At 73.3% G+C, this 22,797-nt stretch carries 19 protein-coding genes; 5 read left to right on the top strand and 14 right to left on the bottom strand.

Annotation, left to right across the window (positions count from 1 at the left end; translation table 11 throughout):
- Positions 1–70: 70 nt before the first annotated feature.
- Entirely contained in the window at positions 71–580 is a 510-nt protein-coding gene (locus FEF34_RS23205; protein WP_138054865.1) for a GtrA family protein, read from the top strand.
- 54 nt (positions 581–634) lie between these two features.
- On the opposite strand, the gene FEF34_RS23200 is transcribed toward FEF34_RS23205, so the two are convergent.
- Positions 635–1,903: an ATP-binding protein gene (locus FEF34_RS23200; RefSeq protein WP_138054864.1), complete on the bottom strand. Its 1,269-nt coding sequence runs from the start codon at positions 1,901–1,903 to the stop codon at positions 635–637.
- A gap of 266 nt (positions 1,904–2,169) precedes the next feature.
- Positions 2,170–2,847, bottom strand: a complete 678-nt coding sequence (locus FEF34_RS23195; RefSeq protein ID WP_138054863.1) for a response regulator transcription factor — start codon at positions 2,845–2,847, stop codon at positions 2,170–2,172.
- 466 nt (positions 2,848–3,313) lie between these two features.
- Here FEF34_RS23195 and FEF34_RS23190 point away from each other — a divergent pair, with 466 nt between their 5' ends.
- On the top strand, positions 3,314–4,816 hold the full coding sequence (locus FEF34_RS23190; RefSeq protein ID WP_138054862.1) for a peptide MFS transporter: 1,503 nt from the start codon (positions 3,314–3,316) through the stop codon (positions 4,814–4,816).
- A 268-nt stretch (positions 4,817–5,084) separates the two neighbouring features.
- Here FEF34_RS23190 and FEF34_RS41410 read toward each other — a convergent pair whose 3' ends face one another.
- From FEF34_RS41410 to FEF34_RS23155, 6 genes are all read right to left on the bottom strand, one after another.
- On the bottom strand, positions 5,085–6,392 hold the full coding sequence (locus tag FEF34_RS41410) for a hypothetical protein (RefSeq protein WP_171053054.1): 1,308 nt from the start codon (positions 6,390–6,392) through the stop codon (positions 5,085–5,087).
- 14 nt (positions 6,393–6,406) lie between these two features.
- A complete protein-coding gene (locus FEF34_RS23175; protein ID WP_407698355.1) occupies positions 6,407–7,429 on the bottom strand; it encodes a hypothetical protein in 1,023 nt (340 codons plus the stop codon).
- A 116-nt stretch (positions 7,430–7,545) separates the two neighbouring features.
- On the bottom strand, positions 7,546–8,418 hold the full coding sequence (locus FEF34_RS23170) for a COG1470 family protein (RefSeq protein WP_234042526.1): 873 nt from the start codon (positions 8,416–8,418) through the stop codon (positions 7,546–7,548).
- Complete coding sequence (locus FEF34_RS23165) at positions 8,382–9,080, bottom strand: peptidase (RefSeq protein ID WP_138054860.1); 699 nt, start codon at positions 9,078–9,080, stop codon at positions 8,382–8,384. Before FEF34_RS23165 ends, FEF34_RS23170 begins: the two co-directional genes overlap by 37 nt.
- A 155-nt stretch (positions 9,081–9,235) precedes the next feature.
- Entirely contained in the window at positions 9,236–9,736 is a 501-nt protein-coding gene (locus tag FEF34_RS23160) for an ATP-binding protein (RefSeq protein ID WP_138054859.1), read from the bottom strand.
- Between the two features lie 159 nt (positions 9,737–9,895).
- Positions 9,896–10,264: an STAS domain-containing protein gene (locus FEF34_RS23155; RefSeq protein WP_138054858.1), complete on the bottom strand. Its 369-nt coding sequence runs from the start codon at positions 10,262–10,264 to the stop codon at positions 9,896–9,898.
- A 226-nt stretch (positions 10,265–10,490) separates the two neighbouring features.
- Here FEF34_RS23155 and FEF34_RS23150 point away from each other — a divergent pair, with 226 nt between their 5' ends.
- The 3 genes from FEF34_RS23150 to FEF34_RS23140 all read left to right on the top strand — a co-directional run bounded on the left by FEF34_RS23150 (position 10,491) and on the right by FEF34_RS23140 (position 14,978).
- Positions 10,491–11,462 (top strand): RNA polymerase sigma factor SigF, encoded by a 972-nt coding sequence (locus FEF34_RS23150; protein ID WP_171053053.1) that lies wholly within the window; start codon positions 10,491–10,493, stop codon positions 11,460–11,462.
- Positions 11,463–11,587: 125 nt separating this feature from the next.
- Positions 11,588–12,802, top strand: coding sequence for a DegT/DnrJ/EryC1/StrS family aminotransferase (locus FEF34_RS23145; protein ID WP_267905250.1), 1,215 nt, complete (start codon positions 11,588–11,590; stop codon positions 12,800–12,802).
- A complete protein-coding gene (locus FEF34_RS23140) occupies positions 12,795–14,978 on the top strand; it encodes a lipopolysaccharide biosynthesis protein (RefSeq protein WP_138054857.1) in 2,184 nt (727 codons plus the stop codon). Before FEF34_RS23145 ends, FEF34_RS23140 begins: the two co-directional genes overlap by 8 nt.
- On the opposite strand, the gene FEF34_RS23135 is transcribed toward FEF34_RS23140, so the two are convergent.
- The 6 genes from FEF34_RS23135 to FEF34_RS23110 all read right to left on the bottom strand — a co-directional run bounded on the left by FEF34_RS23135 (position 14,953) and on the right by FEF34_RS23110 (position 22,598).
- Positions 14,953–16,062 carry a glycosyl hydrolase gene (locus FEF34_RS23135; protein WP_138054856.1) on the bottom strand — a complete coding sequence of 370 codons (1,110 nt, stop codon included), beginning with the start codon at positions 16,060–16,062 and terminating at the stop codon, positions 14,953–14,955. The genes FEF34_RS23140 and FEF34_RS23135 overlap by 26 nt on opposite strands.
- Positions 16,059–16,565, bottom strand: a complete 507-nt coding sequence (locus tag FEF34_RS23130; protein ID WP_234042525.1) for a hypothetical protein — start codon at positions 16,563–16,565, stop codon at positions 16,059–16,061. The genes FEF34_RS23135 and FEF34_RS23130 overlap by 4 nt, the downstream gene beginning before the upstream one ends.
- A gap of 6 nt (positions 16,566–16,571) precedes the next feature.
- Entirely contained in the window at positions 16,572–18,470 is a 1,899-nt protein-coding gene (locus tag FEF34_RS23125) for a hypothetical protein (RefSeq protein WP_234042524.1), read from the bottom strand.
- 107 nt (positions 18,471–18,577) lie between these two features.
- Positions 18,578–19,336: a polysaccharide deacetylase family protein gene (locus FEF34_RS23120; protein WP_138054855.1), complete on the bottom strand. Its 759-nt coding sequence runs from the start codon at positions 19,334–19,336 to the stop codon at positions 18,578–18,580.
- A gap of 308 nt (positions 19,337–19,644) precedes the next feature.
- Positions 19,645–21,009, bottom strand: a complete 1,365-nt coding sequence (locus FEF34_RS23115) for a glycosyltransferase (RefSeq protein ID WP_138057670.1) — start codon at positions 21,007–21,009, stop codon at positions 19,645–19,647.
- Positions 21,010–21,515: 506 nt separating this feature from the next.
- The gene (locus tag FEF34_RS23110; RefSeq protein WP_138054854.1) at positions 21,516–22,598 is read right to left on the bottom strand and encodes a GNAT family N-acetyltransferase; all 1,083 of its coding nucleotides are present in this window, start codon (positions 22,596–22,598) and stop codon (positions 21,516–21,518) included.
- Positions 22,599–22,797: the final 199 nt, after the last annotated feature.

Here is a 22,797-nt window from a genome sequence, read left to right as displayed (position 1 = left end):
CGCACACGGCGGAGGTGCTGGTTAGAGTGGTCTGGTTGACGTAGTCGACCGGACGGGACCAGCGAACACCATGAGCGAACGGGGCGCACTGCGTGTGCGACTGAACCGGCTCGCGCGCGAGGTCGCCAAGTTCGGCGCGGTCGGCGCCTTGGGCCTCCTGGTCAACATGGCGGTCTTCAACCTGCTGCGGCAGACCACCGAGATCCCGGTGGTGCGCGCAAGCCTCCTCGCCACCGTCATCGCGATCCTGTTCAACTACGTGGGCTTCCGCTACTTCACGTACCGGGACCGGGACAGGAGCGGCCGCACCAAGGAACTCACCCTGTTCCTGCTGTTCAGCGCGGCCGGCCTGGTGATCGAGAACGGTGTGCTGTACGTCGCGACCTACGGGTTCGGCTGGGACAGCCCGCTGCAGAGCAACTTCTTCAAGTTCTTCGGCATCGCGGTCGCGACGCTGTTCCGCTTCTGGTCGTACCGCACCTGGGTCTTCCGGGCCCTGCCGGCGCGGGAGGCCGTGCAGACCGCGGAGTCGTTCCTGGAGCAGCGGCGCACGGAGGCGCCCGACCGCGTCGGCAGCTGAACCGGCCCGCCGCGCCCATCCCCGGCGTCCCGTGCCGGTGCGTCCCGCACCGCCTCAGCGCACCGTGTGCTCCGGCTCCTCCCTGCGCGGCCGCGCCTCCCGGCTCAGGAACAGGGCGAACACCGCGGGCTGCTGCTGCAGCAGCTCCAGCCGTCCGCCGTCCGCCTCCGCGAGGTCCCGGGCCACGGCGAGACCGATACCCGTCGAGTTCCGCCCGCTGATGGTGCGCTCGAAGATCCGCGCCCCCAGGTCGGCCGGTACGCCCGGGCCCTCGTCCGTCACCTCGATGACGGCCTGGTTGCCGGTGACACGGGTACGCAGGGCCACCGTGCCGCCCCCGTGCATCAGCGAGTTCTCGATCAGCGCGGCCAGGACCTGGGCGACCGCGCCCGGTGTGCCGACGGCCCGCATCCCCTGCTTGCCCGAGCAGACGATGGCGCGACCCGCGCTGCGGTACGCCGGGCGCCACTCCTCGATCTGCTGTTTGACGACCTCGTCGAGGTCGAAGGCGACCGCGGACCCGGTCCGCGGGTCCCGGGCGTTGGTGAGCAGCCGCTCCACCACGTCGGTGAGCCGTTCCACCTGGGTGAGCGCGACGTTCGCCTCCTCCTTGACGGTGTCCGGGTCGTCGGTGGCGGAGATCTCCTCCAGCCTCATGGACAGGGCGGTCAGAGGCGTACGGAGCTGGTGGGACGCGTCCGCGGCGAGTCGGCGCTCGGCGGTCAGCATCCGGGCGATCCGCTCGGCGCTGGCGTCCAGGACGTCGGCGACGCGGTCGAGTTCGGGGACGCCGTACCTCTTGTGACGCGGCCGCGGGTCGCCGGAGCCCAGCCGCTCCGCGGTCTCCGCGAGATCGGTCAGCGGCGAGGCGAGCCGGTTGGCCTGCCGCACGGCGAGCAGTACGGCGGCGACGACCGCGAGCAGCGCCACCGCACCGATGATCATCAGGGAGCGGCCGACCTCGCGGGTCACGGTGGCCCGGGACTCCTCGACGGTGACCCGCTCCCCCTGGTCTCCGGTGGCGGTGCCGCGGATCACGCTGCCGGAGGGCCGCTGCCCCACCTCGATCGGCGGGCCGCCGGGGATCTCGATCCTGGCGAACCGGTCCGGCCCGATCTGGTCGGCCAGCACCCCGTCGTCGACCCGCTCGTGCTCCAGGACCTTGGCCTCGATGACGCTCACCAGCCGGAGCGCCTCGGAGTCGACGCTTTCCTGGGCACTGTTGCTGATGGTCCGCGTCTCGACGATGACGAGCGACACACCGAAGACGGCGATCACCACGAGCACCACGGCCAGGGTGGAGTTGATCAGTCGGCGGCGCACGGTGCCCTCCGGGCGGGTCTTGCGGTCGTGGCGGGGGCCGGACCCCCGCGGTCCTTGCCGGCCCGGGACGGTGCGGCCCCGAGGCCCTGTGTCCCGAACCGCCGTGTCCCGGGGGTCAGATCCCGGCGGTCAGGTCCCGGGGCCGGCTGGTCCCGGGCGGTCAGGTCCCGGGGCCGGCTGGTCCCGGGCGGCCGGTCCGGGCGGCCGGTCCGGGGAGACGGGTTCCCGGGGCACCGGGCTCGGGGGCGGCCGGCGGTCCCCGGCGGTCAGTTCTTCTCGAAGCGGAAGCCGACGCCTCGGACCGTCGCGATGTACCTCGGGTTCGCCGCGTCGTCCCCCAGCTTCTTGCGCAGCCAGGAGATGTGCATGTCGAGCGTCTTCGTGGAGGACCACCACGTGGTGTCCCAGACCTCGCGCATCAACTGGTCGCGGGTGACCACCCGGCCGGCGTCCCGCACCAGCACGCGCAGCAGGTCGAACTCCTTGGCGGTGAGCTGCAACTCCTCCTCGCCCATCCAGGCCCGGTGGGACTCGACGTCGATCCGCACGCCGTGCGTCGCGGGAGCCGCCGCGGGCTCCGTGGCTCCGCGCCGGAGCAAGGCCCGCACCCGGGCCAGCAGTTCGGCGAGCCGGAAGGGCTTGGTCACGTAGTCGTCGGCGCCGGCGTCCAGGCCGACCACCGTGTCCACCTCGTCGGCGCGGGCGGTCAGCACCAGGATCGGCACGCTGTGGCCGTCGGCGCGCAGCCGCCTCGCCACTTCGAGCCCGTCCATCCCGGGCAGCCCGAGATCCAGCACGACCAGGTCGACACCGCCCTGGAGCCCGGCCTGTAGCGCGGTCGGGCCGTCCTGACGGACCTCGACCTCGTACCCCTCCCGGCGCAGCGCGCGCGCCAGCGGCTCGGAGATGGATGCGTCGTCCTCGGCGAGCAGTACACGGGTCATGGGGTGATGGTAGTCCGCGGCGGTCACACTCCGGGGGGCCTGGGCAGGCCCCCGATGTCGGCGGCGCGACCCTGGTTCGCGCCTTCGAATGCGGGCAGGCGGTTCCGCGAAACGCCTGTGATCCTTCTCTCAAGTGGTCTAAACATGTCGCTATCGTGCCTTATGTCACTAAAGCACCTACAGCACCACTCGGGACCTTTGGCCTCTTTCATCGTCAAAGGTCTCTTTTCTGTGCGGAGTCGGGCGGGATCCCGCCCGACTCCGCGACCGTGAATGACCTGGGCCGGTCCCCGCACGCGGCGACGCGCGCGGGGCGCGGATCCCGGTGAGGACTGTCCCTCGTCCCCCGCCAGGGGCGGGCCCCTCGGGCGTGGGGGCGGGACCGCTCCCCTGCCGGTGCCGGCCGCCCCCCACCGGGCGCGGAAACCGCTCACGACGCGGCGCGTCCCGAGCAGCAAGGATCGACATGGCGTCCAGCCTGACGAAGGACTCGTCCAGCTCCCCTGGCGAGAAGACCTTCCTCGGCCACCCACGCGGTATGGCCACGCTCTTCATGACGGAGATGTGGGAGCGCTTTTCCTGGTACGGAATGCGCGGCATCCTCGTCCTCTATCTGGTCGCGGGGGTCCTCGACGGGCCGCTCCAGGGCAGGGAGGCGCTGGCCGCCTCCATCTACGGCGTCTACAACGCCGTGGTCTACATGGCCGCCATGCCCGGCGGCTGGATCGCCGACCGCCTGTGGGGCGCGCGCAAGGCCGTCCTCGTCGGCGGCATCGTCATCGCCCTGGGCCACTACACCCTGGCCATCCCGTCGGACACCGCCTTCTTCGCCGGCCTGGTGCTCATCGCCGCCGGTACGGGTCTGCTGAAGCCGAACATCTCGGCCATGGTCGGCGGGCTCTACGAGGGCCAGTCCAGCGCCCGCCGGGACGCCGGTTTCACGCTCTTCTACATGGCGATCAACATCGGTGCCATGGCCGCCCCGCTGGTCGTCGGCTACCTCGGCGAGAACGTCAACTGGCACCTCGGATTCTCCGTCGCCGGTATCGGCATGACGCTGGCGGTCGTCCAGTACGTCCTCGGCAGCCGCCACCTCGGCGACGTCGGCAAGGAGCCCGGCACTCCGGCGACGCCCGAGGAGAAGCGGACCGCGCTGCGCAAGGTCCTGCTGTGGGGCGGCCTGGCCGTCGCCGCCCTCGCCGTCGACGTGCTGCTCGGCACGTACGACATCGAGCACGTCGTCAACGTCCTGGCGGTCCTCGGCATCGTCGTGCCGGTCGTCTACTTCGTCGCGATCTACCGGAACCCGGCGCTGACCGCGACCGACAAGCCCAAGATCCAGGCGTTCGCCTGGTTCTTCGCCACGGCCGTGCTGTTCTGGATGATCTACGACCAGTCGGGCTCGCTGCTGACCCTGTTCGCGGACAACAAGACCGACCGTGTGATCGGCGGCTGGGAGTTCCCCGCGTCCTGGTACCAGTCGGTGAATCCGGCCATGGTCATCGTGCTGGCCCCGCTCTTCGCCGCCCTCTGGGTCAGGCTCGCCAAGCGCAACCGCGAGCCCGGCACCCCGATGAAGTTCGCCCTGGCGATGCTGCTCATCGGCGGTTCCTTCGCCATCATGGGCCTGGCGGGCGCCGCGGCCGCGAACAGCGGGACCGGCAAGGTCACCGTCTTCTGGCTGCTGAGCGTCTACCTCGTTCAGACCCTCGGCGAGATGTGCCTGTCGCCGGTGGGCCTGTCGCTCTCCACGAAGCTGGCCCCCAAGCAGTTCGTCGGCCAGATCATGGGACTGTGGTTCCTGGCCACCGCGACGGGCAACGCCCTCAACGGCTGGACCACCAAGCTCAACGAGCCGCTGGGCGACTCCGCGTACTACTCGATGTGGGCGGTCGTCGCGATCGTCGCGGGCCTGACGTTCATGATGGCGGGCAGGAAGATCCGCACCCTCATGGGCGACGTCCGCTGACGTCACACGGGCCCGGCCGGCGTCGTCCGCCGGCACAGGCGCTCACCGCGGAACGGGGTCGGCCCGGCACGCACACCGCGCGCCGGGCCGGCCTTCCTTCCCATGCCGTCTTCCCCGTTCGCATGCCGCCGTCCCCGAGCTCGGGAATTCGTCTCCGGACTCAGGACGCCGTGCTCGTGGTCGGGGGCTCCTCGTCGTCGTGACCTCGCCGCTGCCGCCGTCGCGGGGCCTGGTGGGAAGCCCGGCCGGCCCGTCGCGCCCGTGCGGCTCACCGAGCCCCGCGCAGCCTCCCCCACGGCGTGAACGTGAAGACCGCACCACCGGTCAGGATGACCGTGCCGGCCACCAGGGCGAGGGCGCGCAGGGCTCCGCCGTCCCCGGCGCCGGTGTCGGCGAGACCGCCGCCCGAGACGTCACCGCCGCCTGCCGAGCCGGAGGCGGCACCGCCGGAGCCGCCGCTCGCACCGCCCGGCTGGGCGGAGGTGTCGAGCTCCAGGGAGACCGCGACGTCGGCGGGCGGGGTGCAGGTCGTCGTCGTGCCCAGCGCCTCGACCGTGAGCACGCCCGGGCTGAGCGTCGACTTGCCGCCGGCGCCCGGCTTGTAGGTGCCGGTCAGATCGGGGATCCCGATCGGGTCGCCCGCCTTGATGGGCTCCTTGTTCGTGGGGCCTTCGACGTGCACGGAGCCCTTGTCGGCACCACCCAGCCGAACCTCCATCGACGGTTTCACGGAGTCGGCAGGGATGTCGGCGGGGCTGTCCATCACCGACGTGGAGAACTTCACGGTGAGGTCGAAGTCGCCGCCGTTCTTCCTGGCGTCGATCCTGACCGGGGAGACGGCCTCCTTGTCGCCGATGGGCGTCTTGCAGGAGTACGCGACCCGCACCTCCTTGCCCTCGAAGTCGGTCTGGCCGCCGCCACCGCCCGTGGACCCGCCGGAGTCGCTGCCACCGCTCGACGAGCCGCCGGTGGACGGACCGCCGCTGGACGAACCACCGCTCGACGAACCACCGGTGTCGCCGCCCGTCGTACCGCCCGAACCGCCGCCGCCTTCCGTCACCTTGACGGTCGCCCCCGGCTGGACGGCCTCCTTCGGGGCGCACTTGGTGTCGGTCGAGATCGGCTTGGAGACGTTGATGGTGTACGCGCCGGGCGTCAGCGTGATCTCGCCGGGGGCGGTCAGCTTCAGCCTGGCCTTCATGTCGGGCAGCACCATGGGGCTGTTCTTCGGGATCGGCGGGTTCTGCCGGGGCCCCTCCATCGCCAGGTCGGCGGTCTGCGCCCCGGCCACCTTGAGGGTGCCCGTCGGCTTGACGGTGTCCTTCTGCAGATCCAGCACATCGGGGTTCTTGGACGCCGCCTCGACCGTCTTCCAGACCACCTCGATCTCGTCCCCGACCTCGGCCTCCGCAGGCGCGGTGATCTGCACCTCGGTGGTGCCCTGGACGGGCGGCAGGCCGGATATGGGCGGCGGGATGCACTCCGTCGCGTACGAGACGCCGGCGGCCTGGGCGGGGGAGGCGGCCAGCAGGATCCCCGCGCCGCCGAGCATCAGCGCGACCCCTGCCGCGCTCATCCTCCGTTGCGTGCTCACATGTGTCCCTTCGTCGTGGGTCGGTTCTCTGACGGTGCGGAGTCCGGGGTGAACCACGGCAGGGCCGAGGGGGTGGCGACGGGGCGGCCGTCCGCCGCCGAGGAGGCCGTCCCGTCCCCGGGCGGGGCGGGGTGGGGCGGGACGCGGTGCGGGGTGCGGTGCCGGCCGGGGTGCCGCGGCCGTACGCGGTCCACGACGGCCATCCCGATCCGGAACAGCGCCGCCGGGACGACGACGGCCAGCAGCACCCAGAAGAGCGTCACACCCCAGGGCCTGCCCACGCCCCAGGGCTGTTCGACGAGCACCTTCGAGCCGTACTTCACGGAGACCTGGTAGTCGCCATGCGCCCCCGCCGGTAGCTGGACGGGCAGCTTGATCTGCGCCTTCCCGCCCGGCTGCACGGTGCCGCGCCACTGGCGCTCCTCCCACCGGGGGGCGAAGACGCCGTGGGCCGTACCGACCCGGAAGACGGGGTCCTCGACCGGGGCGGTACCGAGATTGCCGACGGTGAAGACGAGTTCACGGCCCGGCGGGGCGCCGAACCAGACGAGCAGCCCGCTCGACCCCCGCAGTTCGGCGGTCGCGAGCACGGCGAGCCTGCCGCCGTCCGTCTGCCGCGGCAACGGGGCCGTGGGATGCCCGGCGACCGTGAACAGCGCGTCCACAGAGGCCCGTTCGCCGGTGACCGTGGCGACGTGGACCACACAGGGACACGGCTCCGGCGGCTCGGCGACCGGCATCTTCCTGCTGAAGGCGCCCTTGGCGTCGGTGGTCACGGCCCGGCCCCCGGCGTTGGCGCAGGAGTTGGTGCCGCCGATCACCCCTCTGCCGGGAGAGGACTGCCCGCAGATCAGCAGCATCAGCAACGCCCGGGGCCGCCAGCCGGAGCCGCTGACGGTGATGTCACCGCCTCCGCCCGCCTGTTCGGCGGAGAGACGGACGGCGGGCTTCGTGTCCGCGACGGCGTACGGGGGCGGACCGGCGACGGCGACGGCCGCGACGACCGCGACGAGGAGCACGGCCGGCAACCGGACGGCGATCCCGCGGCCGGCGGCGGCGCACCGCGACGCACGGGGCGCGCGGCACGGCCGTCGCAGAAGGCGGGGCCGGGGGGACGGGGTGTGTGAGGCGCCGTTCACGGTTGGGCTCCCGCCTGTGCCAGGGGCCGGTCGGGCCGGTCGGGGGTGCGTCCGCGGCCGCGCCACAGCGCGAAACCGTCCGCCGCCGCACCGAGCGCCAGCGCCGTTCCCGTCGCCGCGGCCCACGGCACGTACCGGGCGGAGGCCGTCGCCGCGGCGGACGCGGCGCCCGGGGCCGTGACGCGGAGCGTGACGTCGACGGAGTCAAGGGCGGGCGGATCGGGCCAGGGTTCGGTCAGTTCCAGGCTCCGGCCGGGGCCGAGCTCGACCGGCAGCGTCCGGGCGGGGCGTCTCAGCAGTTCTCCGGTGAGCCCGTCGGCGCGTACGGCGAGCCTGGGTACGACCACGGTGTTGCCCCGGTTGACGAGGGTGTAGCGGATCACTCGGCCGTCGACCCGGACGTCCTCCACCGTGAGCGCTGCCAGCTCGGGCCCCGTGACGCGCACATGGACGCGTACGACCGCCTCACGGCCGCCGGACGACACCACGACCCGCGCGGAGCGGTCACCGGGGGAGGCGGAGGCCGGGACCGTGACGGCGAACGGCACATCGGCCCGGGTGCGGGCGGGGACGGTGACGCGGTCCTCGGCGAACACCGGCCTGGCCGTACCGGCGGCCCGCAGCCGTACCGTCAGCGGTTCCGCCCCGGGGTTGGTCACGGAGACCCCGTCCTCCATGACCGTGCCGGGCGGGCCCTCCAGGTAGACGTACGGCCTGCCGCCCGTCGCGGGCTCCGCCGTCCAGTCCTGCCCGGCCGCCGCGGGCGCGGCCGCCCAGAGCACGGACAGCAGGGCGACGGCCGCGGCGGCGGGTCGGGCGCGGGCCGGCACGGTCAGCCCGCGGACCGCGGACCGCGGCGGGTCAGCCACAGCACCCCGACGGCTCCGGTCAGGAGCACCGTGCCGCCGAGCGTGCCGAGCGCGGGCGCGGAGTCGAGGGGACCGGTCCTCGGCAGCTCATCGGCTCCGACTCCGACTCCGGCGCTGGAGCCGGAGCCGGAGCCGGACTGCGCACCGCCGCCGCCCGCGCTTGTGACGTCCAGTTCGAGCGACGGCTTCGGGTCGTTCCCCGGAGTGCACGTGGTCGTCGTGCCGAGTGCCTTGATCGTGAGCACCCCGGCGGTGAAGGTGACCCTGCCGCTCTTCCCGGGGGTGTACGTCCCGCTCAAGTCGTTGATCCTGATGGGGGTGTTGGCGGGGATCGCCTCGGCGTTCGACGGCCCCGAGACCGGGACCTCGCGCTTCTCCGCGCCACCGAGCTCGATGACCGCGCTCGGGTTCATCGCCCCCTTGCCGAGCTCCACCGGGCTGGACGAGACGCCCTTCCGGAAGGACATCGTGAGCTTGTAGCCGCCGCCGCTCCTGACGGCCTTGATGTCGATCGGCGACACCGCCCCCTTGGGCCCGATGGGCGTCTGGCACCGGTAGTCGACGTCCACGACGGCGGCATGGGCGGTGGGCGCGGCCGTCAGCACCACCGAGCCCGCCACGGCCGCTGCCAGCGTGAGAGCTGTCCGCTTCTGGTACGACACCTCGAGTTCCCCTCATGCCGGAAGTCGCCGCAGATAACTGACGACACATCAGATCGGCGCTCAAGGTACGCCCGGGCCCTTGTGGAGGGAAGACAAAGAGCACGGCGGATCGCCGTGCTCCACAACAGCTTCGAACCCCGGGACCCGGGCCCCGGCTAGGAGGGCGCCGCGAGCTCCGCCCACACCGTCTTGCCGGTCATCCCCGGCGTCCTGACGACGCCCCAGTCCAGGCACAGCCGCTGGACGATGAACATGCCGTGACCGCCCGGACGGCCGGCCCGGTGCGGGGTCCGCGGCGCGGGCTGGCCGGCGCCGAGGTCGGTGACCTCCAGCCGGAGCACCTTGGCGTCACTGGAGACGCGCAACCGGTCGGGGCCCTCCGCATGCAGACAGGCGTTGGTGACCAGCTCCGAGACGACGAGGAGGACGTCCTCGGCGGCGGCACGGCGGTCGGCGTTCGCGGCGGGCAGCCAGCCCCAGTCGTACAGGGCCTGCCGGGTGAAGTCGCGAGCGAGCGGGACGATGCCGCTGGCGTTCCCGAGCGCCAGGGTGCGCACCCGGCCGTCGGGCAGGACGGTGCCGGGTCCACCGCCGGCGGGGGCGCCGTCCGGCTCGGGGCCGAGGTCGCCCGGCGGATGCTGCCGGGTGGTGCTCATCAGCGCTTCACCTCACCGATTCACCAGTTCGCGTGTGGGTCGATACGGAGCGTGCGGAGCTCCGCACGCTTTTGCGAGGGGTCCCGGAGGGATCCTTGCGGGGGTCTTCTGCCCGGCCGGACCCGGACAACACCCCCCGGTCCGGTCATGCGGCGGGAGTCACTCCGACAGGGCCGCTTCGACCGAGTCGTGGAGGGAGAAGACCGCCTCCGCACCGGTGATCTCGAAGACCCGGGCCACGACGGGAAGCATCCCGGCCAGATGGACCCCTCCCCCGGCGGCCTCGGCCCTGAGACGGGCACCGAGGAGCACGTTGAGTCCCGTGGAGTCGCAGAACTCGAGGTGTGAGCAGTCGACCACCAGGCGTGCACGACCTTGGTCGAGCGCGTCCTCGAGTGGCGCACGCAACAATTCGGCGGTGTGGTGATCGAGCTCACCCGCCGGAGTCACCACTTCGCTCGGGCCTTCGGTCCTTACCTCGACCCGAAGGCGGCCTCGATTCGCACTACCGACCGTCCCGCGGTCCATGCCCGTCCTCTTCGCCGATGACGTTGACGTCCGCAGAACACTACGCCTTTCGTACGCCGATCGGTAGCCGAACTCCCCCATAAATCGGACATACATGACTTTCGACACTTGCAACGTCCGGCAAGGACCGGGTAGGGCTAGAGAGACACCACCGACACGGCCGGCTTTGGAGGCGCCGCACACCGCAGCACCGCGTATGGGCATCGGCAGCCATATGCCGAGAACGATGGAGGAGACCATGTCACCCCGGCTCGACGAAACGCGTACCCCGTACGCGCCGTCGACACACAAGCACGATCACCTCGAGTCCCCCGAGCACTCCGGGCGCCACGCGCTCGACGCGTACGACGAGCACCCCCCGTACGAGCAGTACGGGCACACCGAGCAGTCCGAGGACCTCGACCTCCCGGCACTCCCGCCGTTCAGCGAGGTCGGCCCCGTGGACGCGCGCGCTCTGTCGAAGACGCTCTTCGCCCGGCTCGAAACCCTCGAGGAGGGCACGCACGAGTACTCCTACGTGCGTAACACCCTCGTCGAACTCAACCTCGCGCTGGTCAAGTTCGCCGCCTCCCGGTTCCGCTCCCGCAGCGAGCCGATGGAGGACATCATCCAGGTGGGCACGATCGGCCTGATCAAGGCGATCGACCGCTTCGAACTCAGCCGGGGCGTGGAGTTCCCCACGTTCGCGATGCCGACCATCATCGGCGAGATCAAGCGCTTCTTCCGCGACACCTCCTGGTCCGTGCGCGTCCCGCGCCGGCTGCAGGAGCTGCGGCTGGACCTCGCGAAGGCCGGCGACGAACTCGCCCAGCAGCTCGACCGCGCCCCCACCATCGGCGAGCTCGCCGATCGCCTCGGCATCACGCGGGACGAGGTCGTCGAGGGCATGGCCGCGAGCAACGCCTACACCGCGAGCTCCCTGGACGCGCAGCCCGACGAGGACGAGACCGAGGGCACGCTGGCCGACCGCATCGGCTACGAGGACCACGGCCTCGAGGGGATCGAGTACATCGAGTCCCTGAAGCCGCTCATCGCCTCGCTGCCGCCGCGCGACCGCAAGATCCTTTCCCTCCGCTTCGTCGCGGGCATGACCCAGTCCGAGATCGGCGACGAACTCGGCATCTCGCAGATGCACGTGTCGCGCCTGCTGTCCCGCACGCTGAACAGGCTCAGAAAGGGCCTCACGATCGAGGAGTGACCTCCCGCCCGCAGAGCCCCGTCCGAAGGGTCCATTCCGTCAAGGGATGGGCCCTTCCGCCTTATTGACGGTGGGGTCCGGTATGGGCCACATTGAGCCGGGGTTTCAGGGGGGATGGTGAGGCCGTGGGGGAGGCACTGGAAGCGCGGATGCGCGACCGCCTCGGCAGGGAGTGCCTGTACGTGCCGTCGTGCCGGCTCGGGCTGTACGTGGCGCTCCGCCACTGGTGCGGGCCCGGCGGACGGGTACTGATGTCGCCGGTCAACGACGACGTCATCCTCTTCGTGGTGCTGGCGGCGGGCCTGCGTCCGGTCCAGGCGCCGCTGGACCCGAGGGACGGCTCGATCGACGTGTCCGCGGTCCCCGAGGCCACCTGGCGGAGCCTGGACGCGGTCGTCACGACCAACCTCTACGGCAACCCCGACCCCGCGCCCGCGCTGCGCGCCCGCTGCGACGCCCTGGGCGTCCCGCTGCTGGAGGACGCGGCGCACGCGATCGGGTCGGTGGCCGGCGGCCGGCCGGTCGGCTCCTACGGCGACGCGTCCGTGTTCAGCCTCTCCAAGCACACCGCCGCCAAGACCGGGGGCTTCCTCACGTTCGCCGACCCGGCCCTGCGGGACACCCTCCGGGAGGCCCGCGACGCCCTCCTCACGCCCTCCCGGTTCTCCGCCGAACTCGTCCACGCGTTACGGCCGTACGCGGAGGCGGGCGTGCGGGGGCTGCGCCTCGTCCGCGCGGCGCGGGCCGTGATGCGGCTTCTCGGCATGGAGGAGCGCGAGGCGATACGGATGCCGCTGCGGCCGGGCGAGCTGGAGCGGGCGGTCGCGCAGGCGCCCGCGCTCCCGCCGTTCCACTCCTGGGTGCGGGTCGACATGCACGACTACCGGATCAGCCCCGGACGCGCCCGGCTCCGCCGCACCGCGCGGCTGCTCGACCGCCTCGACGACCGTCTCGCGGCCCATCTCGAGGGCACCCGGCTGCTGCTGGCAAGCCCCTGGGGCGCGCCCGGACCCGGCCCGGTGCAGCCGCTCTTCCGCGTCCCGCTCCTGGTCGCCGACCGGGACGCGGCCATCGCCGCGCTGGACCGGCGCCGCATCACCACCGGCTACCTGTACGACCCGCCGCTCGACGACTACGCCTCCGAGCTCTTCACCGATCCCTCGCCCGACCCGGAACCGGCCCGCTGGTTCGCCCGCCACGCCCTCCCGGCCGATCCGCGCGGGGCGGAGCGGATCATCGCCGTACTGGAGGCGGCGGGGGTGCGGCCGGCGGGCGCCCCACCGGCCCCGGGCTCCGGCGGCGGCCCCCCGGGCGGAACCGAGGGCGGAACCGGTGGCTGAGACGACCCGGGTGCGGCGGCCCGGCACCGCCACCGGCGGAGGGGCGCCCGCCGAAGGGGCGGCCGGCGGATCCGCCGGCGGCGACTCCATGTTCCGCAACGCCTATGCGCTGATGCTCTCCACCGGGGTCTCCGCCGCGCTCGGGCTGGGCTTCTGGCTGGTGGCCGCCCGGTACTACACCGAGGAGGCCGTGGGGCAGGGATCGGCCGCCATCGCCGCGATGCGGCTGCTCGCCTCGGTCACCGCGACGACGATGATCGGCGCGGTGGTGCGGTACGTCCCGAGGGCCGGACGGGCCACCGGCCCGCTGGTGTGGCGGGCGTACGCGGTCAGCTCGGCCGTCGTGTGCGTCGCCTGTGCGGCGTTCCTGGTCACCCTCGACCTGTGGGGTCCTTCGTACGCACCGCTGCACGGCCCCGTCGCCGGAGCGGTCTTCACCGCGGCCTGTGTCGCCTGGGCGCTGCTCACCCTGCAGGACGGGGTGCTGACCGGGCTGCGCAAGGCGGTCTGGGTGCCGGTCGGCAACGCCGTGTTCTCCATCGGCAAGCTGCTGCTGCTCATCGTCTTCGCGGGCGCCGTACCCGCCCTCGGGGTCTTCGTGTCGTGGGCGGCGGCGATCGCCCTGTCCGTACTCCCCCTCGGCTGGCTGGTGTTCCGCCGACTGATACCCCGTCAGTCCGTCGCGGACCGCGACCGCGAACCGCCGCGGATGCGGGACGTCGGCCGTTTCCTCGCCGGGGACTCCGTCGGCGCCCTGTTCTCCCTGGCGATGATCAACCTGCTGCCGGTGATGGTCGCCGTCCGCTTCGACGCCGCCCACAACGGCTTCTTCTACATCGCCTACACCGTCGGCGGCACGATGGAGTTCATGGCCATCAACATGGCCTCGTCGCTGACGGCACACGCCTCGCACAGCCCCGGGGGCCTCGCCGAGGGGGTGCGCGGCGCACTGCGCCGGATGGCGCTACTGCTCGTCCCGGTCGTCGCCGTCCTCGTCGTGTTCGCCCCGCTGATCCTCGCCCCGTTCGGCACCGACTACGCCGAGCACGGCACGACCGTGCTACGGCTGCTGGCCGCCGCCGCGCTGCCCCGCGTCGTCGTGGAGCTGTACATCGGCGTCCTGCGCGTCCAGGGCCGTACGGGCGTGCTCGCGGCGCTCCAGGGCGCGATGTGCGCGATGGTGCTGGGCAGCGCGGCGGTGCTGACGGGCCCGGCCGGGATCTCCGGCGCCGGCCTGGCGATGCTGCTCTCCATGTCGCTCATGGCGCTGGTCTCCGCTCCGGGCGTCCGGGCGGCGCTCGCCGGCCGCGAGCCCCGTCCGCCGCGCGGGAAACGGCCGTTCGCGCCGCGCCGGCGCCCCGCCGCCGACGACTACGGCACGGCCTGGGCGCGTCGGGCGGCCGAGCGGCGGGCCTCCGCGGCGGCCGGGCGGGACCCGGACCGGACCCGGGAGACCGTGTATCTGCGGGGTGTGCACGAGGCGGCGACCCCGGCGTTCGGGATATCCGTGTACCCGCCGCCGGAGCCTCCGGCGTCCGCGGGGCGCGAGGAGTCCGGCACGGCCGCCTGGCTGTGGCTGCTGCTGGGCGTGGCCGCCGGACTGTTCTGGTTCCCGCTGGCCGGGGCGCGGGACGTCCCGCCCGGACCGCTGTCGGGCCGGGAACTGCTGCACGCCCTGCCACCGCTGACGGTGACGGCCGGGGTGCTGCTGGTGGTCGTGTACAGCGGGGCCGTGGCGCTGGGCCGGATCCGGCCGGTCCTGCTCACGGCCGCGCTGCTCACCACCGCCGCCGCGCTGCACACCGCCCCCGCGCTGCTGGGCGTACGGCCCGCTCCCGCCACGGGCCCCGGGCACGAAGCCCTGGCGGACGTACTGCCGGCCCGGGCCGTCGGCGGGGCGGACGTGCTCACCGTCCTGCCGCCCGTGCTCCAGCTGCTGTGCCTGGGGCTGGCCGCCACCGCCCTGTGGGCCCTGGGCGTGCCCGGGCGGATCACGGCGGGCACGGTGTGGGTCCTGGCGGTGACGGGGTGGGCCGCCCAGGACGCCTTCGCCGCCACGGCGCTGCCGGTGTCGGCCGGTTTCCTCGCGGCGGCGGTCGCTGCGCTCGCCCACCGCCGGGCGGACCGCGGCGCCGCCCGGCGGAAGTCCGTCAGCGGCTCGGGACCGGCTGTCTGAACCAGGCGTCCCGGCCGGCGAGCCGGTAGCCCTCCAGGCCCGGTCCGCCGTTGACCGTCAGATCGCAGCCCTCGCCCGGCACCGCGCGGTTCCAGTGGACCATCGCCTTCACCCTGGGCATCGTCCTGGCGACCTGCGGGACGGCGGCGTACCAGGCGCGCTGCCGGTCGGGATCGGCCGGATCGGGGACGGTCGCGAACTCGGCGAGCATCAGCGGCTTCTCGTCCGAGATGTTCGCGACCAGCCAGTCGTGGCTGGGGCGCTGGCTGCGTTCGAAGTCCTTCCAGTCCGTGGTCTTGTGGCAGGTGTAGTAGTTGTACTGGTCCATCGCGAGCCAGTCGACGTACTCGTCCCCGGGGTAGAGCCGCTTCATCAGGTCGGCGCTGCCGAGGTAGCCGGAGACCGTCCACACCCACACCACATTGCGCGCGCCGAGCTTCTCGAAGCGGTCCCGCAGGTGCCGGTAGGCGGCGACGTACTCCTCCGGAGTCCCGGCGCCCTCCTTGATCCGGGCGTCGACCTCCTGGTCGAAGGAGAGGAAGACCCGCTTCCCGTACGCCTTGATGCGGCGGATCTGCGGGTCGACGATCTCGGTGTCGTACCGTCCCGACGCGATGTTCCTCCAGCCGAGCTGGGTCTCGGTCCAGCCTGCGTGGTGCGGTTCCTTCCACACCGTGGACTCCCAGGCGAGCATGAGCAGCCGGTCGCGGCCCAGTTCCTGCTCGTCGGGGGTGAGCAGCCGGCCGTCGAGCTCGTTCCCCGACATGTCGTGGTACGTGTACACGAGGTCGAGCCGCCGCCCGATCTTCTTCTCGAAGGCGTACACCGGTGCGGTGAGCGAGCCGTTCTCGTCGTAGGGGATGTACGCGCCCCACCAGGCGCCGCAGCGCGGAGCGAGTACGGCGTCGGGGGCACAGGGCCCGCCCGGGGGCTCGCCGGACACGGCGTTCTCCGGTAAGTCCTCGTCCGCGGTGCCGTCGTCGGCGGTGGCCCAGATCCCGATCCCGGCGAGGAAGGCGGCGACGGTGGCGAGGACGACCGCCGCCCCCGCGCGCCGGCGGGGTCCCGAATACCGTCCGCTCATCGGCCACCGCCGTCGTCGTGTTGAGCACGTCCGGCCGTGCCGCCGCTCCCGCCGTCGGCCGCGGCGTCGCTCCCCGATCGCGGGACCGTCTCCCCGGCCGGGGTTGCGGGAGGCGCCCCACGGGAGAACTCACGCGCACGTCCGGCCGCTCCGCGCGTGGCCGCGGGGAGCGGGAGTCCCGGCAGTGCGGCGACGACCGTCGCGAAGGCGGCGAGGGGCAGCAGGAACGCCGTCACCGTGAATCCCCGCACCAGGAACAGCGAGGTGGCGGTGAGCACGCCGATCGAGAGGCTGATCGGCGCGGCCAGCGCGAACGCCTCCAGCCTGGCGCCGGGCCGCAGGCCCTCCGGCTGCGGGTGCAGCAGCGCGAGGCCGGGGCCGAAGCAGACGAACAGGAGCACCGGCACCCATCTCGCCGGTGAGCCCCCGGGCAGCAGGGTCGCCGCGAGCGCCACCCAGCCGGACAGTGCCACGGCGGCTCTGAGCGGGATCTCTTTCGGCATCGGGACTCACCTCGCTGGTGATCGGTATTCGAGTACGACGCCGTAGGGGTGTTCCTCGACGACGGTGAAGAGCGGGGACGCGGCCAGCTCGCCGCGCAGCGTCGCGAAGCCGCCGGGAGGCAGCAGCCCCTCGCCCGCGGTGTAGATGTCCTGGGTACGGGTGAGGACGACGTACGCCCGCGTCCCCGGGGGGATGCCGTCGGCCAGATGGCGGGCCGGGTCGGCGAGCATCCGCTCGTTGGCGGGGAGCTCCTGCTCGGCGAAGAACCAGTGCTCCAGCCGGTCGTAGCGGTGCAGCGCCATCGGGAAGGACCCGGTGGCGGCGAGGACGAGGCTCCCTTCGGGTGCCCGGTCGATGGCCCTGGTGACCAGTGCCGTCTCGGCGGGTGGGGTGTAGTTCATCCTCTCCTTGCCGTAGTACGACGGCAGGAATCCGGCGGTGAGCGCCACCAGCGACACGGGCAGCGCGACGTGGGCCACGCGCCGGTGGACGGTTCTGGCGCGCGCCGAGGCGTCCCGGGGCGCGCCGGCGGCCGGAACGAGGGCCGCGGCGGCGAAGAACGCGGCGCCGGGCAGCCCGAACAGATAGACGCGGAACAGCATTTCGCCGCCGTAGTCGTTGACGGCGAACAGCGGGAGCGGCGCCGCCGACACCAGCAGCAGCGGCAGGGCGCTCCGGGTCAGCCTGCGGCGCGTGAGCACGGCGACCGCCGCGAGCACGGCGACCGCGAGCACCATCAGGACGTTGGCCCGGCCGGCGAGCTCGGGTCCCGGTCCGGTGAGCTGTCCGGCGTACCCCGCACGGGAGTTGCGGGTCAGTTCGCCCAGCGACTCGCGCAGGGTGCCGAGCGTCTCGGTGAACAGCGGCCGCCCCATCGTCAGGTCCCAGGCCAGCATCAGGGCTCCGGCGACGGCGAGGAGTCCGTGGTTGCGGTAGCGGCGGGTGAAGAGCAGGGCGAACAGCGAGACGCACAGCATCACGGGGGTGAGCTGGTGCGAGGCGTTGATCGCGGCGATCAGGGGCGTGAGGACCAGCACGCAGACGGCGCGCTGCCGCCGGCCGGTCGGCGGCGGCACGGCGGCCGCGGCCGGGTCGAGGAAGGTACGGTCGCGCAGCCTCCCGGCCGACCCCGGCAGCACGAAGTGGCGCAGCACCACGGCCAGTACCGTCAGATGCAGGAGGTACGCGAAGCCCTGCGGGGCGAGGTAGTCCTGGCCGACCCAGTTGGCGAGCTGGAAGATCCAGACTCCGGTCCACACCAGCCGCCAGTCCTCGGTGAAGGTCCGGTACAGCAGGACCAGCACGGGCAGGAGCAGCAGCCCCAGCACCACCGGGGCCCAGTTGAGGTAGGCGGCGGCGCTCTCGACGCCGAAGGCGCGCACCAGGGCGGCGTTGAGGCCGAAGAAGCCGGGCCACTGGTCGTAGGCCGACATGTTCCCGGACAGCGCGGCGTGCGGTCGCAGTTCACCGTTGGCGAGGAGGGTGTTGACGACGGCGTCGTGCTTGGAGGCCCACGGGTAGCGCACCGAGTCGTACAGGACCGCGGGCGGGGCCTTGAGCGCGAACAGCATCGCCACGCAGTACGCGGCCGGCCACCAGGGCGCGGTGCCCGCGCGCCGCAGCGCGAGCAGGAAACCGCCGGTGAGCACGAGCAGCGCGGCGAAGAACACGGCCGGCAGCCGGTCGAGGAGCCCGTACTCCCCCATCGTGCGGAAGCCGATGCGCGGCAGCGCGTACGACCACAGGCCGAGGCCGAGGAGCAGCGGGAGCCAGGCGAGGTCGGGGAGGGACGGCCGGCTCCGCGGCGGGGCGCCGGGCCCGGTGGACGGCCGGTGGTCCTCGGTCCGCTCCACGGGCGGCAGCGCGCTGCCCCCGGTGACCGGTGTGGGCACGCGTTGCTGCACCGTGCGACTCCCCCCACGGATGTGGGCGCGGCCGTCACGCCGCTGCCCCTTCAGCGAAGTATAGGAACCTGATTCGGATTTGGGTGACTCTCGACCATCTTCACCCGTCAGCCCGCGAACTCCGGGCCCTTCACGGCCGCCCGCGCCCGTCGGTAGAGGCGCCAGCCCACGGTGGACAGCGAGTCCGGGTACGGGGCGGCCCGCGCACCCGTGCCGTCCATCCACGCCTCGACGTCGGCGACGGTGTGGCCGCGGCGCAGGATGAGCCGGGCGATCCGGTACGCCTCGTCGGTCTCCGAGCTGAGCGCGTGGCGTACGGCGACGGCGGACTCGTACCCGGCCGCCCGGACGGCCCGGCGCACGGCCCTGCTGTTGTAGCCGTGCGGGTAGGCGAGATGGCGCACCTCATGGCCGAGCGCGTCCTCCAGGACGGCCTTGGAGTGGTGCAGTTCGTAGCGCAGCCGCCCGGCCCCGAGCGTGTCGAGCTGCGCATGGGTGACGGTGTGGCCGCCGACCTCCATGCCGTGCTGCTCCAGCAGCGGAGCCTGGGCCAGCGTCATCATCGGGGCGGGCGGCAGCAGACTGCGGAGCCCCCGGGTGATGGCGCCGGTGGTGAGATACGCGGTCGCGGGCAGTCCGCGGTCGGCGAGGGCCTCGGCGGTGGGTCCGGGCAGATCGGCGAAGCCGTCGTCGAAGGTGAGGACGACGGGCCGGGGCGGCAGGGGTGCGCCGCGTCCGGCGAGGTGGTCCGAGAGGGCGCTGATCATGATCGGCGTGCGGCCACTGGCGACGACGGCGTCGAGCTGGGCGGCGAACTCCGCGGGAGTGACGGTGAACTCGGCGATCCAGTCGGGCGGATCGTCCATGACCGCGTGGTAGAGCAGGACGGGAATGCGGGCTGCTCGGCCCTCTTGGCGTGCTCGGGCCGCCTGGGGCTCTCGGGGCTCTGGGGGCTCTTGGGGCTCTCGGGGCTTTGGGCGCTCTGGGCGCTCTCGGGGATCTGGCGTGGCACGAGGTCGTTGGGGGCCTTGCGGGCCTTGAGGGCCTAGGGGTACTTGCGGGCCTTGAGGGCCTAGGGGTACTTGCGGGCCTTGCGAACCTTGCGGGCCTAGGGGTCCTTGGGACACTCGAGGTTCATGCGGCACGCGGGGCGCCCGCGGTGTACGTGACGAGGTCATCTCTCCTCCCAGGGGAGCGGCAGGCCGCGGACCCGGCGGCGGGCCCTGACGTATCCGAGGGGCCCGGCGAGCATCCCGCGCCGCTCCAGCCGGGAGAGGCTGCGCGGCCATGGGTGGCCGCCGGCCCCGTGCTCCCCGGGCACGCCGACGGCGCCGTCGCGGTGCGCGGTCGTGGTCCGGGCGTGGGCGAGGCCGCGGGGCAGCCGGGCGAGCAGCGCCGGAAGCAGGCCGGGCCGGCGGGCGACGAGCGCGGTGAGGTAGGCGGTGAGGCCGGCGCCGTAGCCGAACGCCTGGTTCCGCAGGTCGCGCTCGGTCTCCCGGTGGTGGTGCCAGACCAGTGCGTCGGGCGTGTACCGCAGCCGGTGGCCGTCGACGAGGATCCGCACGAACGCGTAGAGGTCGTCGCCACCGCGGGCCGCGGTGCCGGTGCCGGTCGCGGGGTCGAAGCCGCCGGCCGCCCTGAGCACCCGGGCGCGGAAGGCCATGTTGGCACCGGAGCCGAAACGGCCCGCGGTGAAGGGGAACAGCGGCTCGTCGGCGGGCGGCCGCGCCGGATCGTACGTGCGGGGAGCGAAGCCCTTGGCGAAGCCGCCGTGGCTCTCCAGCAGGATCTGGGCGGGTGTGCCGAGGCGCGCGGGGAGGATCAGCCCCGTGACGCAGCCGATGCGGTGGTCCTCGGCGAACGGTGCGGTGAGCGCGGTCAGCCAGTGCGGATCGGCGACGACGTCGTCGTCGGTGAAGGCGAGCACGGTGCCGTCGGAGGCGGCGACACCGCGGTTGTGGGCGACGGCGAGACCCGGCACGGGCTCGTGCACGTAGCGCACCCGCTCACCGTACTTGCGCTCGATCAGCTCCCGGGTGGCGCCGGTCAGCGGCGCGTTGTCGACGACGACGACCTCGAAGTCCGGATGGTCTTGGGCGAGCAGCGAGTCCAGGGCGCGGGCGAGCCGGCCGGGGCGCTCGCGGGTGGCGACGACAACGCTGGTCCGGGGCGGAGCGGCCCGGTGCGCGGCCCCTTCCGGAGCGGCGGCAGCCGGGGGCGCGGCAGGGTGCGGAGCGGCGCGACGGCGGGTGACGGCCTCGCGCGCCGGGCGGCCCGCGACGCCCGGCGCCAGCCGGTCACGGGCCACCGCGGCCAGGATCTCCGCCGGGTCGGCCCCGTCCGGCACGGTCGCGGTGAGGGTGCCGACGGGACGGCCCCGGCGCCGTACCAGCACGAAGACCTCCCCCGGCCCCACGGGGGCCCCGCCGGGCCCGGGACGCAGGGCGATCACACCGTGGGCGGGGGCGCCCCGGGCCACGTGCGGTTCCGCGGACGACGGCGGATCGAGGGTGTCGAGGTCGAGCTCGGCGACCTGCATGGCGTGGGGTCGCGGCGGGACGTTCGGCATGGAGGACTCCCAGGTGGTGTCGTCGGCGCGCTGCCCTTGCACGGTCCGGTGGTCGGCCCCGCCCTTGCGCGGTCCGGTGCGGTCGGCCTCGTTCCGGTGCGGTCCGGTACGACCGGTGCATGCCCGGTGCCCGTCGACCCCGTCCCGGCGCGGTCCGATCCGGTCGGCCCCGCCCCGGCGCGGTCCGATCGGGTCGGCCCCGCCCCGGCGCAACCCCGTTCCGGTGCGGTCCGGTGCGACCGGTGCATGCCCGGTGTCCGTCTGCCCCGTCCCGGCGCGGTCCGGTACGACCGGTGCATGCCCGGTGCCCGTCGACCCCGCCCCAGCGCGGTCCGATCCGGTCGGCCCCGCCCCGGCGCAGCCCCGCCCCGGCGCGGTCCGGTACGACCGGTGCGCGGCCGGTGCGCGAACACGTGCGACCGACCGGTGCGCGAGCACGTGCGGCGAAGGGTGCGGCCGTCGCGCCGGCCGGACGGTCAGTCACCCCTGCCCCTCAGCCGGCCGATCCGGCTGAGTGTCCGCTGCGCGTACCCGGCGAGACGGGGCCGGCTGCGGACGAAGCCGTGGGCTCGCCGCCCCGGCTCGCGGCTCAGCCGGTGGAGCGCGGCCGCCGGACCCGGCCGGACGGACGCGCCCTCGCGTACCCGGAGTTCACCGGTCTTGAGAGCGTCCTTGTACTCGGCGGCGCCGCGGCCGAGGTCGAGCATCCCGATGCCCGCGGTCGCCGCGGCCTCGGCCATCCGCAGATGCAGGATCAGCCCCGGCGAGTACTTCGCGTACGCGGTGTCGTAGGCCGGGAACCAGCAGGACAGCACCGTGCGCGAGCGCAGCCCGAAGTGCGCGGCGACCGGGCGGTCCGCCGCGTACAGCACGGACAGCACGCCCGAGCAGCCCGGCGCCCGCGTGTCGTGGAGCCGCCGCACGAGCGTGCTGATCCACTCCCGGGCGAAGCGGTCCCGGCGGCCGGTCCTCCGGTACTGGGCGGACTTCCAGGCCATCAGCGTGCGCAGCGCCGAGGGGTCGCGCTCGTCGAAGACGAACCGCACCTCGCCCGCCTGCCGGCCCAGCCTGCGCTCCTTGGCCGTGGTGGTCCTGAGGAACTTCGGCGACTGCTCGCGCAGCCGCTCCTCGTACACGGCGTACCCCTCGCCCACGTCGATCACCGGCGAGGCGAACTCCTCGGCTCCGCCCGGCTCGAAGAGGCCCTGCCCCGCCTCCAGGTTGTCGAACTCCCACACGGAGAGCGAGCAGGCCCGCAGCAGCTCGCGCGCGGAGAGGACCAGTCCTGGCCGCAGTACGGCCCCCTGGCAGTCGGAGACACCGAACCCGATGGCCCGGCCGTACCCGAACGGGCCCTTCTCGTAGGGGAAGAAGCCGGCCGGTACTCCGTCGTCCTCGACGACCGCGACCCTGGCGGCCGGTCGCACCCCGGCGACGGCCAGGGTGAACTCCGGTTCCATGAAAGGACTGGCCGGGGCACCGGTCTTGGCGCGCAGCTCGCGCCAGGACTCGGCCTCCCCCTCGTCCAGCTCCCCGGGCCTGACGACACGAATGCGCACACCGCTCAACTCGACCCCCGGTCTCCCCCTCGAGCTTTCCCGGACAGGACGGTACCGGCCGAAAACGCCCCGCAACAGGGAGTGAGGGTCAAGCTGTGACCAACCCGGGAAGAGGTGTGAAGTCCTGTGGAAGGCGGTGCCAATGGGGCGAATCGCGGGGCGTCGCCCGCCCCCGGACCGGCGCACCGAAACCGTCCGC

Source organism: Streptomyces marianii (assembly GCF_005795905.1).
Taxonomy (GTDB): domain Bacteria; phylum Actinomycetota; class Actinomycetes; order Streptomycetales; family Streptomycetaceae; genus Streptomyces; species Streptomyces marianii.
The sequence above is the reverse complement of the archived record's forward strand: the minus strand, read 5'-3'. Positions and strand labels throughout refer to the sequence as shown.

Excerpts from the sequence above, each read along its gene's own strand:
- FEF34_RS23155 (WP_138054858.1), bottom strand. The coding sequence starts at position 10,264 with ATGGACCGCGGGACGGTCGGTAGTGCGAATCGAGGCCGCCTTCGGGTC.
- FEF34_RS41410 (WP_171053054.1), bottom strand. The coding sequence starts at position 6,392 with ATGAGCGCGGCAGGGGTCGCGCTGATGCTCGGCGGCGCGGGGATCCTG.
- FEF34_RS23135 (WP_138054856.1), bottom strand. The coding sequence starts at position 16,062 with ATGAGCGGACGGTATTCGGGACCCCGCCGGCGCGCGGGGGCGGCGGTC.
- FEF34_RS23150 (WP_171053053.1), top strand. The coding sequence starts at position 10,491 with ATGGAGGAGACCATGTCACCCCGGCTCGACGAAACGCGTACCCCGTAC.
- FEF34_RS23160 (WP_138054859.1), bottom strand. The coding sequence starts at position 9,736 with ATGAGCACCACCCGGCAGCATCCGCCGGGCGACCTCGGCCCCGAGCCG.
- FEF34_RS23195 (WP_138054863.1), bottom strand. The coding sequence starts at position 2,847 with ATGACCCGTGTACTGCTCGCCGAGGACGACGCATCCATCTCCGAGCCG.
- FEF34_RS23115 (WP_138057670.1), bottom strand. The coding sequence starts at position 21,009 with ATGCAGGTCGCCGAGCTCGACCTCGACACCCTCGATCCGCCGTCGTCC.
- FEF34_RS23205 (WP_138054865.1), top strand. The coding sequence starts at position 71 with ATGAGCGAACGGGGCGCACTGCGTGTGCGACTGAACCGGCTCGCGCGC.
- FEF34_RS23120 (WP_138054855.1), bottom strand. The coding sequence starts at position 19,336 with ATGGACGATCCGCCCGACTGGATCGCCGAGTTCACCGTCACTCCCGCG.
- FEF34_RS23190 (WP_138054862.1), top strand. The coding sequence starts at position 3,314 with ATGGCGTCCAGCCTGACGAAGGACTCGTCCAGCTCCCCTGGCGAGAAG.
- FEF34_RS23130 (WP_234042525.1), bottom strand. The coding sequence starts at position 16,565 with ATGCCGAAAGAGATCCCGCTCAGAGCCGCCGTGGCACTGTCCGGCTGG.